At 65.3% G+C, this 19,051-nt stretch carries 6 protein-coding genes; 4 read left to right on the top strand and 2 right to left on the bottom strand.

What is annotated here, in order from left to right:
• Positions 1-12: 12 nt before the first annotated feature.
• Positions 13-12,819 (bottom strand): amino acid adenylation domain-containing protein, encoded by a 12,807-nt coding sequence (locus AC1DYS_RS16985; RefSeq protein WP_477901184.1) that lies wholly within the window; start codon positions 12,817-12,819, stop codon positions 13-15.
• 401 nt (positions 12,820-13,220) lie between these two features.
• Here AC1DYS_RS16985 and AC1DYS_RS16990 point away from each other — a divergent pair, with 401 nt between their 5' ends.
• The 4 genes from AC1DYS_RS16990 (at position 13,221) to AC1DYS_RS17005 (ending at position 17,445) form a co-directional block, all read left to right on the top strand.
• The gene (locus tag AC1DYS_RS16990; protein ID WP_477901186.1) at positions 13,221-14,273 is read left to right on the top strand and encodes an SGNH/GDSL hydrolase family protein; all 1,053 of its coding nucleotides are present in this window, start codon (positions 13,221-13,223) and stop codon (positions 14,271-14,273) included.
• A gap of 28 nt (positions 14,274-14,301) precedes the next feature.
• Positions 14,302-15,198, top strand: coding sequence for a cupin-like domain-containing protein (locus AC1DYS_RS16995; protein ID WP_477901188.1), 897 nt, complete (start codon positions 14,302-14,304; stop codon positions 15,196-15,198).
• 206 nt (positions 15,199-15,404) lie between these two features.
• Positions 15,405-16,376 carry a glycosyltransferase family 2 protein gene (locus AC1DYS_RS17000; RefSeq protein ID WP_477901190.1) on the top strand — a complete coding sequence of 324 codons (972 nt, stop codon included), beginning with the start codon at positions 15,405-15,407 and terminating at the stop codon, positions 16,374-16,376.
• 73 nt (positions 16,377-16,449) lie between these two features.
• Positions 16,450-17,445: a glycosyltransferase family 2 protein gene (locus AC1DYS_RS17005; protein WP_477901192.1), complete on the top strand. Its 996-nt coding sequence runs from the start codon at positions 16,450-16,452 to the stop codon at positions 17,443-17,445.
• Positions 17,446-17,544: 99 nt separating this feature from the next.
• Here the strand turns inward: AC1DYS_RS17005 and AC1DYS_RS17010 are convergent, their stop codons facing one another.
• Positions 17,545-19,002, bottom strand: coding sequence for a mannose-1-phosphate guanylyltransferase/mannose-6-phosphate isomerase (locus tag AC1DYS_RS17010; protein ID WP_477901194.1), 1,458 nt, complete (start codon positions 19,000-19,002; stop codon positions 17,545-17,547).
• Positions 19,003-19,051 lie beyond the last annotated feature (49 nt).

Raw genomic sequence — 19,051 nt, forward strand, 5'->3', positions numbered from 1 at the left:
GCCCTTCGACCCTCATGCCTGGAGCCGAGCCACGACCTTCTGCAGCCATCCTTGTCGCTTGGGCACGATGACCGGGGCCGGCGGCTTGGTCATCGCCTGCTCGAGCGAGGCGGCGATCTGACCCAGGCTTTCGAAGATCAGCTGGCGCAGGTTCAGTTCGACGCCAAGACGGGACTTCACTTCCGCGGCGACGCTCATCGCCAACAGCGAGTGGCCACCGAGGTCGAAGAAGTTGTCGTTCAGGCTCACCGTGTCGATCTTCAGCACGGTCCTCCAGATTTCCGATACGACCCGCTCGGCTTCCGTGTCCGCTCCTTTACTGCTGCTCGGTTGAGTCGCAGAGAGATGGCTCGGACTGGCAGAGGGCAGGGCGTTCAGATTGATTTCGCCGTTGGGCAAGGTCGGAATGGCAGGCAACTCGACGCATTGCAATGGCAGAAGCTCTTCGGGAACGCAACCCTTGAGTTGAGCGGCCATGGCCAGTGCAGTGGGGCCGCCTTCCTTCGGAACGATGTAGGCGGTCAGCTGGGTGTGCCCGGACGGGGCAGCTCGTGCAATCACGAGAGAGCGAGCCACTTGCGGATGCCGGTCGAGCCTGGCTTCGGCCGCACGCAGATCGACCCGATGGCCTTCGACATAGGCCGTGCCGGCCACCTCGCCGAGGTACTGCAGCACGCCATCGCTGCGCCAGCGAACCAGCGAACCCGTGGAGAACCCGGTCTTGCCACTGGCGGGCGACATCGAGAGCAATTCGCCCGCGATGCTGACAGGCAGCCGCTCGCCTTGCGGCCCGGCAACCTTCAGCGAGTTCGCGTGCAGCGGGCTGCCGAACACGGTGGCGTCCTGAACGTCGTCAATCGCACCTGCGGCAAGTGGCAAACCGGTGTCGACGGGGCGGTACAGGGAGACCAGTTTGATGCCTGCTGTCAGCAGCGATTCGACCAGTTCCGACGTGCTCTCGGTCACGTCGATCATCGCGGTCAGCGGTGGCAATGCCGCACCCTTCAACTCTGCAAGGATGCGCAGCCACATGTTGGCCGAGCCATGCAGCGCGCGAATCTTCTCGCCACGCAGCAAGGCGACGATGCCAGCACCCTGGCGTGCCAGGTCTTGCTTCGCAAGAATCACTTCACCGCCCGCGCCCCAGGCCATCAGGGCCTGAGTCCATTGCCATGCGCGTGCGGGCCCATCGATGCAAAGCACGGACTCATGCGGACGCAGTGGCAGCAATGCTTGCAGTCCGCTGCAAAGGCCTGCGAGCGCTGCACGGTCGACTGCGCGCGGAGGCGCAGCACTGTCAGTCACAGTTTCCGCATTGGCACTTCGTGGCAGCGTGCGGCCGCTCGGAACCACCGAGACGTCAAGCCGCGTCATACCGGCGGGCAGTGCGAACTCCAGCCATGCGTCGCAAACCACCAGCGCGACATCGTTCGATTGCAGGGCTGCAGCAACACGTGATGGCGAAGCGCCTGCTTCGAGCGAAATGCTTGCGGCGTTGCATTGCAGCGCTGCCAGGCCAACCACCCATTGGGCAACCGGGTCCGCAGTACTGACGAGAACCGACTTCTTCGCCGTATTCAGATGAGCCCGGAGCAGAGCCGCCGTGCGTTGAACACGCTCGCCCAGTTCGCCCATGCTCACGATGGTGGCGCCCTCTCGAATGGCGCATGAGTCCGGCTGCGCGGCGATTCTTGCCATCAGTGCGTCATAGGCATCGGTCTGGCTCGCCGGCGTGGCGGGCTGTTCCCAGGCGTTCAGGGTTGCCGCCTCGCTGGGCGTGATCTGCAGCAACTGCGCCAGCGGCATTTGTGGATTGCCTAGCATCTGCCCGAGCATCGAGATCAGGCGGTCGCGCAGCGCGACCACGCTGCTGGGCATGAACAGGTCGGCGTCGTATTGCAGGCCACCCGAGATGTGGGTTGCCGATTCGATGACCCACAGGTTGAGGTTCTCGGTCGCGCCCTCTTGCATGATGTTGATGCGCTCGTGCGCCAATGGACCCCAGCGCGTCGGGCGGTCACGCAGATCCTGGAAGTTGAACAGCGCCTGATACAGCGTGCCCGAGCGCAATGCCAGTTCTTGCGCCACTCGTTCGAAAGGCACGTCCTGGTTGGCGATGGCTTCGGTGACTTGTTGGCGTACCGCCTTGATCCAGTCGACACAGGTCAGCGACGTGTTGACCGGCAGGCGCATCGGCAGCAGGTTGTTGAAGAAGCCCATCACGCCTTCAAGCTCAGGCGCCGGGCGGCCGCGCACGGGCAGGCCGATGGCCGGGGAAGGGTCGCCCATCCACTGGGACATCAGGGCCGTGTACACCGCCAGCATCACGATGCTGACCGTGCTGCCGGTCTGCCGCGCCAATTGGCGGATCTGCTCGGAATGTTCAGGCGAGACCGTAAGGAACTCGGTGGCGCCCACACCCGTCGACAGCGGCTTGCGCGGCCGATCGGCGTGCGGGCTCTTCTGCGATGGCGAGACGGCAAACCGCTGCTTCCAGTACTCCGTCTGCTGGCGGATCTCCTCGCTCTCCATCCAGGTGTTGTGCCACTGTGCGAAGTCGCCGTACGAAACCGACAACTCCGGCAGTGGCGAAGGCTTGCCTTCGAGAAACGCCGCGTAGTGCGCCGCCATCTCGTTGTACATCACGTCGAACGACCATCCGTCCCACACGATGTGGTGGGCCATGAAGAAGAGCGCGTGATGTTCTTCACCCAGGCGATACAAGCGGGCGCTGAAAAGCGGCGCGCTGTTCAGTGCGAAGGGCGTGGCGACCAGACCCTTCATGTCCTCCAGCATGGCCTGCTCGCGTTCGCCTTCAGGCAGGCTGCTGAGGTCGGTCAAGGGCAGCAGGCTCAAGGACACGGACTCAGCAACCTGCTGGATGTACCCGTCACCAGAAGGAACGATTGACGTGCGGAACGCAGCCTGCCGCCTCACCATCTCGGCGAACGCGCGGTTGAACACCTCGACGTTCATCGGGCCGCGCAGGCGGTGGCCAGCCGGCGCGTGATACGCCACGCGACCCGGGTGCATGCGCTCGATGAAGTTGATGCGGTCTTGCATCAGCGAGAGCGGTGCGCTGTCTTGCCGCTCCCGGCGGACGATGGGTGGCCGTGTCGGGCCGGCATCGCCTCCGCGCGCTTTCTCGATCGCACGTGCGAGCTTCTCAACGGTTGGGGACTCGAACAAGGTGCGCAGGCTCAGGTGCATCCCGAGTTCGCGATTGATCTGGCCCACCAGGCGCGCGGCCAGCAACGAGTGCCCACCGAGCGAAAAGAAGTCGTCGCTGACACCGATGTCGGCAACCTTGAGCACCGCCTGCATCGCGCTGGCGACGCTGCGCTCCAGGTCATTGCGCGGGGGCTCACCTTTCGGCTTGGACGTGAGCGCAGGGCCGGCCGGCGCAGGCAGCGACTTGCGATCGATCTTGCCGTTGGGCAGCAGCGGCATCGCCTCCAGCACCACCACGTTGTGCGGCAGCATGTAGTCGGGCAGGGTGCCGCGCAAGGCGTCACGCATCTGCGACGGGTCCAGCTGCGCCGCGGCCTGCGGTACCACGTAGGCGATGAGCCGCACGTCTCCGGGCGTGTCTTCGCGCGGAACGACGACGCTGCGCGCCACGCCGGACAGGGCAGCAAGCCCCGCCTCGATCTCACCCAGCTCGATGCGGTAGCCGCGGATCTTCACCTGGAAGTCGAGCCGGCCCAGGTGCTCGAGCCGGCCGTCTTCGCGCCAGCGGCCGAGGTCGCCAGTGCGGTACAGGCGCGCACCCGGGGTGTTGTCGAAGGGGTTCGCCACGAAGCGATCGGCCGTGAGCTCCGGCCGCTTGAAGTAGCCATTGGCCACGCCGGCCCCGCCAATGCAGATCTCGCCTTCGGCACCCACGGCGCAGGGCTTCAGGTCCTCGCTCAGAATCCAGACACTGGTGTTGTCCATCGGCCGGCCGATGACGATGGGCGCGCGTGCATCGGTGATGAGCGAGAGCGTCGACCACACCGTGGTCTCGGTCGGGCCGTACATGTTCCACAGCTCGACGCCGGACTCAAGCATGCGCTGCGCCAGCGAAGGCGGAAGCGCCTCGCCGCCGCACAGCGCCTTGAGGCCCGTGGGGGCACGCCAGTTCGCATCCAGCAGCATGTGCCAGGTGGTTGGTGTGGCCTGCATCACGGTGATGCCCTGGTCATGGACCATGCGGCCCAGCACTTCGCCGTCCATCGCGTCGTCTCGCTGGGCGATGATGACCCGTGCTCCCACCGTCAGCGGCAAGAACAGCTCGAGCACCGCGATGTCGAACGACAAGGTGGTGACGGCCAGCAGGCGGTCACCCGGCTTCATGCCCGGCTCGCGCTTCACGCTGGCCAGGAAGTTGCAAACCGCACGCTGCGGCAGCACCACGCCCTTGGGTTTGCCGGTGGAGCCGGAGGTGTAGATCACATAGGCCGGCGCATCGTCGGCCCAGTCGGGTGATGCGGCAATGGGCGTATCGGACGCGGCTGCGATGGCGGCCGCGTCATCGTCGATGCGAATCTGCTTGTCGCGCTCGACGCCTGAGAGGTCGGCGTTCGCTGCCTCGGTGATGACGAAGCGCACGTCGGCGTCTTCAGCCATGTAGTGCAGGCGGTCGCGTGGGAAGCCCGGGTCCAGCGGCACATAGGCCGCGCCGGTCTTCAACACGCCCAGCAATGCGGGGATCAGGTCCGGCCCGCGGCTCAGGCCGACGCCGATGAGTGTGCCGGCACCTACGCCGCGCGAGCGCAGCAGGTTGCCAAAGCGATTGGCGCGCGCTTCGAGTTCACGGTAGGTGAGGCTCGTGCCCTTGGCGACGATGGCGATCTCGTCCGGAGTTCGCCCGGCCTGTCGCGACACCCATTGTTCGATGCGTGCGTTGGGTTCGAGTGCCACATCGGTGGCGTTCCACGCGAGCAAGCGGGAGTCGATCGCGGCGGTGCTCGCTTTTGCCGACGGCGCCACAGCAACCACGGCGGCTTGCGCGGCCACTGGTGTGGCCAGCGAATGGGCCAGCGACGCGCATTGCGTGAAGAGGTCGTTGATGATGTCTTGCGCACGGCCGGCACTGAGGTGGTCGGTGCTGTAGTGCAGGTCCAGCGTGAGGGCGTCGTCTTTCTCGTAGAAGTTGAAGAACAGCTCGCTCAAGGTGCCGGCCTTGCGGCCTTCGTGCATGCTGGCGGCCAGTGGCGCATAAGCCGACAGGTCCACCTTCGGGTTCAGGTTGAAGTAGACGCCGGTGAGGGGTGGGCGGTCGCCTGCGCTGCGGATGCCGAGCGCGCGCGCCACCGTTCCTTGTGTCATCAGCGGGTATTCGAGCGCATCCATCAAGCGCGTGCGAACCTGCTTCAGCACGGTGATCGCCGAGTCGCCCGCATTGCAGCTGAGGCGCAGTGGCAGGTCGAGCACGCCATCGCCGATCAGCGGGCCATGGCGTTGCAGGCTTTGTGCGGCGTAGGGAATGCTGACGACGAACTCGGGTTGCCCGGTTCGGCGCTGCAGCATGATCGTCACCGCACTGAGCAGCAACTGGAATAGCGTCGCACCTGCTTGCCGTGCCTGCGTGCGCAGTTGCGCCAACAAGGCTCCGTCGAAGTTCACGCGTGCGGTGTCGGCCGCATAGCGACGCGGGCTCGGCGGGGTGAGGTCGCCGAGGTTGAGCGGTGCAGGCGGGTTGCGCAGCACGCCGGCCCAGAACTCTAGCGACTCTTGCCCGGCCTCGCTTTGGAAGCGTGCCTGCTCTTCAGTGCCGAAGCGCAGCGGTGATTCGGCCGCTGGCCAATGCGGCGCCAGGCCGGTGCTGCGAGCGCGGTAGGCAGTGGCCAACTCGGCGTTGAACACGCTGGAGGCCCAGCCGTCGAAGACTAGGTGGCTTGCGACCACGTGGACCACGGTGCGGCCACCAGCGAGTTGCAGCAGGCTCACCGCAGCCAACGGGGCCTGGTCGACTGGGAAGTCGCGGCGGCTGGCCTCGGTGCAGAACGCGTCGAGTGCCGCATCGGCATCGCCCTGTTCGCGCAGGTCGACCTGCGCGACCGGCACCGGCCCGGCAGGCGCCAGGTGTTGCAGCGGTTGATCGAGGTCGAAGTACACACGGAACGCCTCGTGGCGCGTGAGCACATCCTGCAGCGCGGTCTTCAGAGCTGCCTGGTCGACCGGGCCTTGCAGAACCACGCACAGCGACTCGTTCAGCGCGCGCCGAGCCGAAGGGTCGAACGCGCCCGCGAGCCAGCGCTCCGTCTGGCCGGGTGTCAGCGGGCCTTCGCTTAGAGCCTTGCTGCTGCCGTCGCCCGGGTCGCGCGGCGCGGGGCCGCCCTCGCGGGGAGTGATCAGGCCGAGCGCCATCAACTCATCGATGGCTTGCGTGAAGACTTGGAAGATGCGGTCCGTCTCTGCCTCGCCCATCGCTTCGGTGACGAAGTGGCCGAACTGCTCGTACAGATGCAGGCCGTGGTAGCGCACGAGCCAGTAGAAAAGGCTCACGTACTTCTGGCCATCGTCCCAGCTCAGGCGCCACAGCGAGGCGCAGTGCACGGCCTTGACCGGTGCGCCGCGTGCTGCGAACGCGGTGTTCAAGCGCGTGATCAGGGCCTGGGTGCGGTCGTTGAGCGTGCGATAGATCTCGCGCCCGCCGCGCTTCAGGTGCAGCAGCGAAGCGCGGGCCGCGGCCAGCGCCAGCGGGTGGCGCACGAAGGTGCCGGCGAAGTAGGTGACACCGGCTTCGGGATAGGAGTCATCGCCGTATTGCCAGTGCCCGCCGTCGAGCGCGTCCAGCCAATGCGAGCTGCCGCCGATGGCCGCGAACGGCAATCCGCCGCCGATCACCTTGCCGAAGGTGGCGATGTCGGCGCGCACGCCGAGCAGTTCTTGTGCGCCGCCCGGTGCGACGCGGAAGCCGGTGACCACCTCGTCGAAGATCAGCGCGCAGCCCGCGTCGTCGCAGATGCTGCGCAGCGACTTGACGAACTCATGCGGCTGCAGCGTCGGGTACTTGTTCTGGATCGGCTCGATCATCACGGCGGCCAGCTCGTGACCACGCTCCCTGAGCACGCGCAAGGCGTCTTCGCTGCAGTAGTCGAGCACCAGCACGTTCTCGACTGCATTGGCCAGGATGCCTGGCGCCGCCGACAGCGAACGCAGCTGCTTGGTGCCGCGCACGATCACTTCGTCGAAGATGCCGTGGTACGAGTTGGTGAAGATGGCAATGGTCTTGCGGCCGGTCACCGTGCGCGCAATGCGCATCGCGCCCATCACGGCCTCGGAGCCGGTGTTGCAGAAGGCCACGCGCTCCATGCCGGTGAACTCGGAGATGAGTTCGGCGACTTCGGCTGCGAGCGGGTGCTGTGGGCCGACTTCGATGCCGGCGTTGAGCTGCTCGATCATCGCGTCGCGCACGTCATCGGGCTGGTAGCCCAGCAGGTTGGCGCCGAAGGCAGACAGCAGGTCGATGAACTCGTTGCCGTCGACGTCCCACATGCGGGCGCCCTTGGAGCGATTCACGACGATCGGGTAGACGAGGTCTTTCCACAGCGGGTTGAAACCGGTGGCCACGCGCGGGTCGGCCATGACCTTGCGGTGCTTCTGGCTGAACGATTTCGATGTGCCGAAGCGAGCGTTGCAACGCGCGATGAAGTCGTCGAGCCAGTCGCGTTGCTTGGGCGTGAACTCCTGCTTGGCCTTCAGCGTGAGCCGGGGCGAGGCGCCGAAGGGCTTCTCGATCAACGACGTTGCGGCGGTTGGTTGCGAGTCGACGACCGTATGGCTGCTTGCCGTGGCAGGCGCAATGCGTGCGGCGGCTGAGGAGGCAGGCACAGCTGCCGGGGCAGCAACAGTGGGCGCGGTGAAAGCAGGCGCTTGGGGTGCGCCCCCGAGCAGGGCCAGCTGCTGTGACATCAGCTGCATCTGCTGCTGGATCAACTGGTGCAAGGCGCTGCCACCTTCAGCAGCCGCGGGCATGGCGACTTGCCACGACGGTGAGATCGACGCAGCAGGCTGTGACGGTTGAGCAGGCTGCAAGACAGCTGCGGCGGCGGGTGCTGCAATGGGTGCCGACGCGAACTTGTCGGCAGGCATCTCGGCATCAAGGAAGCGAGCGAGTTTCTCGATGTTGTCCAGGTCCTCGAGCAGGCGGCGGAAGCGCAGCTTCATGCCGAACACGCGCTCCAGTTCCAGCGTGGCCTGTGTCAGCGACAGCGAATCGAGGCCTTGGTCGACAAAGCTGTTGTCGCGGGCCATGTCTTCGACGGCGACCCCCGAGACGTCGCTCAGGATGCGCTGAAGCTCGCGCTCGATGTTGGGAATGCGGCTCATGATGACGCGGACCTCGGTAGGCGGATTGGCAAGCGCGGGTGCCGCTGCCGTTGCAGGATGAATCGGTTGGACGGCCATGGCCGTGCCGGGGCGGGTCGCAAACCAGTGGCGATCGCCCTCGAAGGGGTAGGTTGGCAAGGCCACGCGCTGAGCGGTGGCTGCCACCGGCCACGCGATCTCGACGCCGTGGCTCCAAAGGGCACCCAGCGCTTGCAGTCCTTGCATGGCCGGGTCGCCCGCGTTGTTCGCTGGGCCTAGCAAGGCGACGTTGCGCGGCACCACGTTCTGGGCGGTGCGGTGTTGGCGCAGCAGTGCAGTCAGCGCCTGGCCCGGGCCGACCTCGACGAAGACGGTGTCGGCTTGCGCCAGCTCCGCGGCGACAGCGGTGCTGAACTGGACCGGCGCACGAACCTGGCGTGCCCAGTAGTGAGGGTCGGTTGCTTCGCTGGCGAGCAACGGGGCGCCGCTGATGCAGGAATAGACCTTGATCCGTGGTGCATGCAACGAAGCTTGTCGCAGCGCCTGCTCGATGCGGGGCAGGGCGCCTTCCATCGATGCGCTGTGGAAGGCATGCGAAACGCGCAGCGCAGTGGTGCCGATGTCCTGCGCTTCGAGCTGCGTAGCGAATCGGGCGATGGCCTCATGGCTGCCCGACACGACCGTCAGTGCTGGCGCATTGCAACCAGCGATTTCGACGCCTGCGGGAAGTAGGCTTTGCAGAGCTTGCGCTCCTGTACGCACCGCCAGCATCGCGCCACGTTCCTGGTCGAACATCGCCTGGCCACGTGCGATGACGGCCTTCAGCGCGTCGGCCAGCGAGAACACACCGGCATGACAGGCAGCAGCGTATTCGCCGATGCTGTGGCCGATCATCGCGTCGGGCTGAACACTCAGGCTCTCCAGCCACGCGGCCAGCGCGTACGACACCGAAAACAACGCAGGCTGCGCATGGCGCGTTTCGGCCAGCAGTTGCGCAACCGCAGTGTCGGCCGGGTCCGCATCGATTAGCCAGCTGCGCAGATCGATACCCAGCGCCGGCATGGCGATGGCCAGGCAGCGATCGAGGGCGTCGCGGAACGCCGGTGCTTCGTCGTACAGCTGACGCGCCATCCCCGGATGCTGCGAACCTTGGCCGGGGAACAGGAACACGACGCGCGGCTTGGCGAGTGCAGCGGTGCTGCTCTTCACGCCGCGCAGTGCCGTCACGGCATCGGCAACGCTTGCGGCGACAACGCTCAGGCGCTGCGCCATCGGGCGGCGGCCGCGCATCAAGGTGGCCGCGACGTCTGCAAGCGCGAACTCCGGGTGCTGTTCGAGATGATCGGCCAGGTCGCGCGCACGCCGCAGAGCAGCCGAGCCCGTGCGTGCCGACAAGGGCAGGACCAGCAGGCGACCATCGGGTGGGCTGTTGTGCCGCACGACTGCCGGCGCTTCTTCGACGATCACATGCGCATTGGTGCCGCCCACGCCAAACGAACTGACGGCGGCGCGGCGAACCTGCTCTCCGCGTGGCCACGGGGTGTTGTCGGCCAGCACGTGGAACGGCGTGCTGGCGAAATCGATTTGCGGGTTGGGCTGGCGAAAGTGCAGCGTGCGCGGGATCACCTCGCGCTTGAGCGACATCACCGCCTTGATCAGGCCGACGACACCTGCCGCCGCGACCATGTGCCCCAGGTTGCTCTTGACCGACCCGATGCCGCAGAACTGCTTGTCTTCGGTGTCCTCACGCCAGGCGCGCGTGAGGGCGGCCAGTTCGATGGGGTCACCGAGAGACGTGCCCGTGCCGTGGGCTTCGACGTAGCCAATACTGCGTGCGCTGACTTGCGCATGGTCGAGGGCCATGCGGATGGCGCCTGCCTGGCCGCTCACGCTCGGTGCCGTGAAGCTGGCCTTGTCGCCGCCATCGTTGTTGAGCCCGACACCGCGGATGACGGCGTGGATCGTGTCGCCATCGGCCAGCGCGTCATCCAGCCGCTTGAGCACGACGGCTGCTGCACCGTTGGCGAAGACGGTACCGGTGGCTTCGGCGTCGAAAGGCCGGCAGTGGCCGTCGGCCGATTCCATTGCACCCTCGACGTGCAGGTAGCCACCTGCCTGCGGCACCATCAGCGCCGCGCCGCCCGCCAGTGCAACGTCGCACTGACCGCTGGCCAGTGCATGCCACGCTTGTGCCACGGCCACCAGGCCGGTGGAGCAGGCGGTGTGGACGCTGACGGCCGGGCCGTTCAGATTCAGCCGGTGCGCCACACGGGTGGCAACGTAGTCCTTCTCGCTCGCCAGCATCGTGGCGAACTCGCCGTACTGCTGCACCAGCTCGGGCTGGGCCTGCCGCAGCGCGGGGGTGTAGGTGTTGTTGGCGCTGCCTGCGTAGACACCGATGCGCGCCTCGGTGCGCGTCGGGTCGATGGCGGCGTCTTCGAGCGCGTTCCAGCACAGCTCGAGCAGCAGCCGCTGCTGCGGGTCGAGCATGGTGGCTTCGCGAGCCGAGATGCCGAAGAACGCCGCGTCGAATCGGTCAGCGTCTTCGAGCACCCCACGCGCGGCCACAAAGTTGGGGCGGCTGCGTACCGATTCCGGAATCGACGTGTCGAGTTCGTCAGGGGTGAAGTGACGAATGCCCTCTCGACCATCGAGCAGGTTCTGCCAGAACGTTTCGACATTGGCCGCGCCCGGCGTGCGGGAGGCCATGCCGATGATGGCAATGCCTTGCACGTCTCGTGGGCGCGAAGTGCTCGCCTTGCGCACGCTGGCCTTTTGACCTGTGGCTGTCGCGGTGATGCCGGCAAGCGTGGGCCGGTCGTAGACATCGGCCACTGTGATGCCGGTGATGCCCAAGTCCTTCAGGCGTGTCACGAAACGTAGAACCAGCAGCGAGCGGGCGCCGAGGTCGAACAGGTTCTGGTCGGCTGCGATGTCGGACGTGCCCAGCAGTTCCTGCCACAGCGAGCGGATTACCTGCGCGGGGTCGGCGCCTGYGGATGCCGACGATTCGACCTGCGGCAGCGGCAGGCTGCGGCGGTCGATCTTGCCGCTCGGTGTGATGGGCAGGCGCTCCAGCTCCACGAAGCGCACTGGCACCATGTACTCGGGCAGGCGGCCGCGCAAGTGGGCTCGCAGCCCGCTTGCGTCCACGCCTTCACGCAAGACGATGTGGGCCACCAACTGCTTGCCGATGCCGGGCAGATCGGGGGCTGTGACCACCGCGTCCTTGACGGCATCGTGGGCCATCAGGGCCAGTTCGATCTCGCCCGGCTCGATGCGGAAGCCATCGACCTTCAGTTGCTGGTCGGCTCGGCCCAGGTAGGTGTAGTCGCCGTTCGCAGCGCGCTTCACCAGGTCGCCGGTCGCGTACCAGCGGCCCGACAAGCCGTCCACATGTTCGAGAAAGCGCTCGGCGGTCAGCTCGGGGCGGCCCAGGTAGCCGTCGGCCAGCGTGTCGCCACCGAGTAGCAGTTCGCCGGTGTCGGCGGTGGTGACCGTCTGCGTTTGCGGATCACGAAGCGCGAGTTGGACGTGAGGCAGGGCTTTGCCGATGGGCGGAATCTCCGGCCACTGGTCCGCGGTTCCCGGAATTTGGTGCTCGACGACCACGTGCGTCTCGGTCGGCCCGTAGTGGTTGTGAAGTGCCGCATTGGGCAAGCGCGCGAACAGCGAGCGGATGGCCGGCGTGATCTGCAGCTGTTCGCCGGCACTGACGACGTCGAGCAAGGCATGCGGCACGGTCTCGCGCGATGCCTCGGCGATCATCTGCAGCGCCACGTAAGGCATGAACATGCGCTCGATGCCCAGGCTGATGAGCGCAGCCTGCAATTGCGCCGGGTCGCGCCTGACCGGCTCGGCCAGCATCACCAGCGTTCCGGCGCAGGCCAGCGTCGAGAAAATCTCCTGGAAGTGCACATCGAACGACAGCGGCGCGAACTGCAGCGTTCGCGCCGTTTTGCCGAGTCGCGGGTGCTCAGCGTGGAACTGGATCAGGTACGCGAGCGGTGTGGCCGGCATGGCCACGCCCTTGGGTCGGCCGGTGGAGCCGGAGGTGAACAGCACGTAGGCGAGATCGTCGTTCGACGCGTGCAGGCGTTCGCCGCGCGCAGCCGGTTTCTCTAGCGTCGGAAAGTCACCGACCAGATCGCGCAAGGATGCCAGCGCGGCGGTATCGCCTAGCACGGCACGCGGCTGCGCGTCTTGCAGCATGGCCTGCAGGCGGTCGGCCGGGTAGCTCAGGTCGAGCGGCACATAGCCAAGGCCCGCGTCGACGGCCGACAGGATGGCCACGATGGCGTGCGACGAACGGGTCGCCGCGATGCCAAGCCGGTCGCCTTGGGTGAAGCCCGAAGACTTGAGCTTGGCGACCAGCGCATCGACGGCGTTCAGCAGCTCGCTGTAGCTGAGGCGCGTGTCCGGCGTTTCCAATGCGCAGGCGTTGGGATGCTGGCGAGCAGCCTCGCGCAGCCAGTGCGAAAGCGGCGTCAGGGCGCTGCGAGATGAGCTGGAAGCGAGCGGCATCGGTCTCAAGGTCTCAAGTGTTCCGGCTTCTTTTCCCAGTCATCGCTTTCGGACGCCTGGGTGCCTTTTGATTGGACGATCGACATAGCCGCCTGTCACACGAAAGGGCTTTGCATCGCGGTTGGAGCGCGTCGCTCGATGGCGGCTGCATGCGCTCGGGACTTGAAGCATTGCCCCCTTCTCCCTGGGGTGTCGTACGCCTACGGATCATTTCGTAACGTTCGATTCATTATGGGTGTCCCCTGCTATTTTTTTATCCCCCTTGTTTACGTGATGACGCCCGGTGACTTGTCCGCCAAGCTTGGCCGATGCATGTATTTCGAGCAGCCTTCGGGTCTTTACGGATGGCCGTTTTCCTTCTGGGGCTTTGCGCATTGACCTTGAGTCCTTCAGCGAGTGCGGTGAACGCGATCGAAAAGACGGCGGCGGTGGGTGACGCCCTCATTCCATTGGCCGTGATCGGTGACTCGGACAGTCAGGGTTTCCACGATATTCACGACCCGAATGCGCCTGCCGTGCCCCGTGGAGGGCGCTTTGCCGCGAGTACTTTCCAATGGACCGAAGCGCTTGCCAGGATGCGCGGCGACCAGCTCGACCTGGGCGAATGGGGAGTCCACGGCATGCGCGGCCGCGTGGCGGCCGCCATCGAGTGGGTAGGCCTGGCCCCCACCGTCGAGTCATGGGGGTGGGGGGAGGTCCGCGCGCCGAAAAAACGTGATCACCGCTACAACTTTGCCTATTCGGGTGACGGCTGCCGAGATCTCTTCGGCGGCTGGTCTCGCCAGGTGCCACGCCTGGTGAGAGCCATGGATGCCGAGGCGTCGAAATGGCGCAACGGCATCGTCGTGATCAGGATCGGCGGCAACGACTTTGCCAACGACGTCACCAACCTCGACCTGTTGGCAAAGGACCCCCAGTCGCCTGTCGCCCGGGCCAAGATGGACATGTGCCTGTCGGAGATTCGCAAGGCGGTTGCCATGATCCACCATGCGCATCCGCAGACGCGCATCGTGCTCGTAGGCGTCTTCAACAACGTGAACTGGGAGCGGATGCACGATCAGTGGCATTCGCCGACGCCGCTCGCCAACATCTCCAAGGGCCTCGACTACTACGACGATGCCCTGCAGGCCATGGTGAAGCTGGATCCGCGCCTGGCGTTCTTCAATGATCGCCAGTGGTTCGAAGGCGTTTGGGGCTCACGTGGCAGCGATGGCCGTCCCGACTACCGTGTCTACAAGCTGGGGCCAGAGATTCAGGTCACCAACCGCGGGGGCGATGCACCCACCAATGCCAGCCTGGCCGATGGCCATGCCGGCCTCGTCTGGAACGCCAAGTGGGCGCAGGCCCTCGTCGCCCTCATCAACAGTCGCTTCGACCTGAAGCTCACGCCCGTGACGGATGACGACGTGCTTCGGTTCGTGATGAACACGGGCGGCTTTCAGCGCTCGGAATGAGAGAAAACAGAAAAGACGGAGACAGGCCATGAAGTGCTTTATCGGGACGCTCCCCCACGATCAGCTCGACCGCGTGGCATTCACCTTCAAGCACGGGCTCGTCGGGCACCCTGCATTGACGCTCGACAACCTGGAGCGTGTGCTTCCGTCACTGCCTCAGCAGCAAGTTTTTTACTCGAAGGGACTGCTCAAGGAGAGTGACAACTTCGACACCGCCCATGTTGAACACAGCAACGGCCTCTCGCTGCGGCAGACCATCGAGACCATTCGAACCTCCAATTCGTACATCATGGTCCGCTCGCCTGAAGGCGATGCGTCATTTGACCCCCTGTTTCGTGACCTGAAGGCTGACGTGGAAGAGCTGATGCGCGCCCGCGGCGGCGTCGGCACGAAGGCGGTTGACGCGATGCTGTACCTGTTCATTGCATCGCCCAACAGCCTGACACCGTTTCACATCGACCGCTATTCGACCATCCTGATGCAATTCAACGGCAGCAAGCAGGTGTGCGTCTTTCCTCAGTGGGATGAGCGCGTGGTCACTGCCGCTGATTGCGAAGACTACATGTGCCACACCGGCCATCGACCCGAATGGCACGAGTCGGCCGAACCGCTGGCGTCACGCTTCCACTTCAAGCCGGGCGATGCGCTGCACATTCCCTTCATGGCCGGTCATCTGGTGCGCAACGGGGCCGATGAAGTCTCGATCTCGATGTCCATCATCTTCAACACGGCGGAAACGGTGACGCAGATGAAGGCGCTGATGCTGAATCAGCGCCTGCGTGCTCCGATGCGGCGCCTGGGCCTGGCGCTGCGGCCGGTTGGTGCCAATCGACGCCGAGACAAGCTCAAGGCCGGGCTCTGGAACTCCGCAGCACATGTGGCCCACGCCACGCGCTTCGTGTTTCGCAGGGATTCAGCGCACTGACGTCGGCCGTCGCGGTAGTCGCTGGGTTGGTGGATGACGAGGCAGGCCTGAATCGTGCTGACGTCAGGACGGTTCGAAGCGCTGCCGTGGTGATGAATTGCAAATTCGCCCAAGTGAGGGGGCTCGCTTGCTGCCGCCTCATCGACAATGTGGCCCGCCCTTACATGATTGGCGGCAAAAGGTTGGTCCTGGGATACCCGTGAACCGTGAGCAATTTCGCGATGAATGAAGAGGTCGTGACGGTCGTCATCGTCAACTACAACACCGCGCATCTGCTCGACGAGATGTTTGCTGCGCTTCGAGTTGCGGCGCAGGGCATGGCCGTCCAGACCATCGTGATCGACAACGCCTCGAAGGACGGGTCGGTCGAAGTGCTTCGCACTCGCTTCCCCGACGTGGAGCTGATCGCCAATAGCACCAACGTCGGTTTCGGCCGGGCCAACAATCAGGCGCTGCCGTTGATTCGCGGGCGCTACGTGCTTTTGTTGAATACGGATGCTTTCGTGTCGCCCGACACCTTGCAGCGAACCATCGCCTGCATGGAGACCCACCCGGATTGCGGCATCCTGGGCGTGCGCCTGATCGGCCGAGACGGCGTCCTGCAGCCCTCGTGCCGCTACTTCCCAACCCCATGGAACATGTTCCTCGTGAGCACCGGGCTGGGTCGCTTCTTCCCGTCGGTGCGGATGATCGACGACATGGACTGGGACCACCGTAGCCTCCGAGAGTGCGATTGGGTGCCTGGTTGCTACTACCTGATGCGCCGCGAGGTGATTGACCAGGTCGGCCTCTTCGACCCGCGCTACTTTCTCTATTTCGAAGAGGTCGATCACTGCCGCGCCACCAAGCGGGCAGGCTGGAAGGTGCTCTACTACCCTGACACCTCGGTGGTCCACATCGGCGGTGAGAGCGCCAAGTCCGAGGGTGCCATCACCTCATCGGGCCGACAGATTGCGTCCTTGCAGATCGAAAGCGAGTTGATCTACTTCCGCAAGCACCGCGGCGTGATGGGCGTTCTTGGCGCGGTTGCGCTGGCGATGTTGGCCGACGTGATCCTCGCGCTCAAGGGCTTGATCAAACGCCTCGACCTGGCCGGGATCGTTTTTCGCTTCAAGCATTCGCTGGCGATGTTGCGCTTGCTTGCTCGCACGTCGATGGGGCGGCGATCCACCCGATGAAGCAAGTCCTCAGAACTTCTACCCATCCCGATCCAAGCTGCATCCACGTGCCGAAGAGAAACTCAAAGTGACCATGGAACCGAATGTCAGTGACCCGAGCCAGCTTGCGGTCATCGCCATCGGCCGCAACGAGGGCGAGCGCCTGCACCGTTGCGTCGAGTCCGTCATGCCGCATGCGAGCGTCGTGGTGTACGTGGATTCGGGCTCGACCGATAATTCCGTCAATGCGGCGCGTCAGCGTGGCGCTGCCATCGTCAACCTCGACATGAGCCTGCCCTTCACGGCGGCCCGCGCGAGAAACGCTGGCTTTCGCTACGTGCGCCAGGCAGCACCGCAGGCCAAGTACGTGCAGTTCGTGGACGGTGACTGCGAAGTGATGTCAGGGTGGTTGCGCGAGGCAATTGCATTCCTCGACGAACGCACCGACGTGGTCGCCGTCACCGGCTTGCGGCGTGAGCAGTTCCCTGACCGGTCGGTCTACAACTGGCTGTGCGACATGGACTGGTATTCGCCGCCCGGCCAGGTGAGGTCGTTCGGCGGTGACGTGATGATTCGTGTCGATGCACTGGAGCGCTCCGGTGGCTACCGCGACGACCTGATCGCCGGCGAAGAACCCGAGCTGTGCGTGCGTCTGCGTGCGGAAGGCTGGAAGATCTGGCGCTTGCCGACCCACATGACGGCGCACGACGCCAACATGACGCGCTTCAGCCAATGGTGGAAGCGCACCACCCGAACCGGCTTCGCTTATGCGGAAGGAGCGCATCTGCATGGCGCGCCTCCCGAGCGGCACTGGGTGCGCGAGGCACGCAGCGGCTGGGCCTGGGGACTCGGCCTGCCGCTGCTCGTGTTGGCCGGCTGTGTGCTCTTCGGGCCCTGGGCGCTGCTGGGCCTGGTGGTCTACCCGCTGCAGGTGCTCCGCTTGGCCATGCAAGAGCGAGCGAACTTCACGCGCAGCCTGCTGCGTGCTGGGTTCCTGGTGTTGAGTAAGTTCCCACAGGTGCTGGGACAGTTGAAGTTCATCGCCAACCGCTGGCGGGGCCGACAGGCCAAGCTCATCGAATACAAGTGATGGGGCGCGCTACGGCGCACCGCATCCATATCCGTTGCCCGGTCTTGGCCGATGCAACCATGGGTTGCTATCTCGGCCAATCACGCGCTGCCGACCCAGCTACTTTGCTCGGCCGTAGGTGTCCTGAAAACGCACGATGTCGTCTTCGCCGAGGTAGCTGCCCGACTGGACCTCGATGATTTCGAGCGGCACCTTGCCTGGGTTGGCCAACCGATGGACCTGCCCGAGCGGAATGTAGGTGCTCTGGTTTTCGCTGAGCAGGATGACCTGCTCGCCGTTGGTCACTTCGGCTGTGCCACTCACCACGATCCAGTGTTCGGCGCGGTGGTGGTGCATCTGGAGGCTCAGGCTCGCGCCCGGCTTGACGAGGATGCGCTTGACCTGGAAGCGCGGGCCGGCATCGATGCTGTCGTACCAGCCCCAGGGGCGGTGCACCTGGCGGTGCAGTGTGTGCTCGGTGCGCCCCGAGCTTTGCAGCTGACCGACGATGTGCTTCACCTCCTGGCTGCGGCTGCGGTCGGCCACCAGCACGGCATCGGGTGTCTCGATCACCACGACGTTGCTCAGGCCGACGATGCCGACGAGCCGGCTCGTTGCATGCACCAGCGTGTCGTGGCTGTCGCGGACCAGGGTGTCACCGACGCTGGCATTGCCGTCGCCATCCTTGTGGCTGACTTGCCAGACGGCATCCCAGGCGCCGAGATCGGACCAACCGGCGTCCAGCGGCACCATGCGGATGTCGAACTCGGTCGAGGCAGGGCACTTCTCCATCACGGCGTAGTCGACCGACTCGCTCGGAATGGCCGAGAACTCCGCCTTGCCCGGCCGGACGAAGCTGGCGTCGACGGTGTTGGCGGCCCAGGCCAACTGGGTGGCGTCGGCGATGTCCGGGCGAAACTGCTGCAGCGCCTTGAGCCACACCGATGCCCGCAAGACGAAAATGCCGCTGTTCCAGTAATAGTTACCTTCGGCCAGGTAACGCGCGGCAGTGGCCGCGTCAGGCTTCTCGACGAATTGCGCGACCTTCGATGCCCGCTCCGAGCCGACGGGCGCAGCGCCCGCCCGGATATAGCCGAAGCCGGTTTCTGGTCGGTCGGGCGTGATGCCCAGGATCACGATGGCTCCATTTGCCGCGACCTTGACCGCCTGTTGCAGCGCGCTCGTGAAGGCAGCCTCGTCGGTCACCGTCTGGTCGGCCGGCGTGACGACGAGCACCGGGTCGGCGCCTTCAGCGCTTGCGTGTAGCGCGGCCAGCGTCATCGCCGGTGCCGTGTTGCGGCCTGTCGGCTCGAGCAGCACCGTGGGAGCGACCTTGCTGAGTTCCCGCAACTGGTCGAGTACGAGAAAGCGGTGCTCTTCGTTGCCCACCACGCTGGGCGCCGCCACTTTGATGCCGTCTGTTTCCAGTGCCGAGAGGCGCGCAGCCGCCTGCTGGAAAAGGCTCTGGTTGCCTTGCAGGATCAGGAACTGCTTGGGGTACTGAGCACGGGAAAGGGGCCAGAGGCGGGTGCCGCTGCCGCCGGCCATGATGACGGGTTGAACCGCGATGTGGGTCATGTCGTGATGAGCTTTGGATGAGTCAGAATAGTTTGGCGAGGCGCCGCTG

This window comes from Rhizobacter sp. P2_G4, from assembly GCF_056403575.1.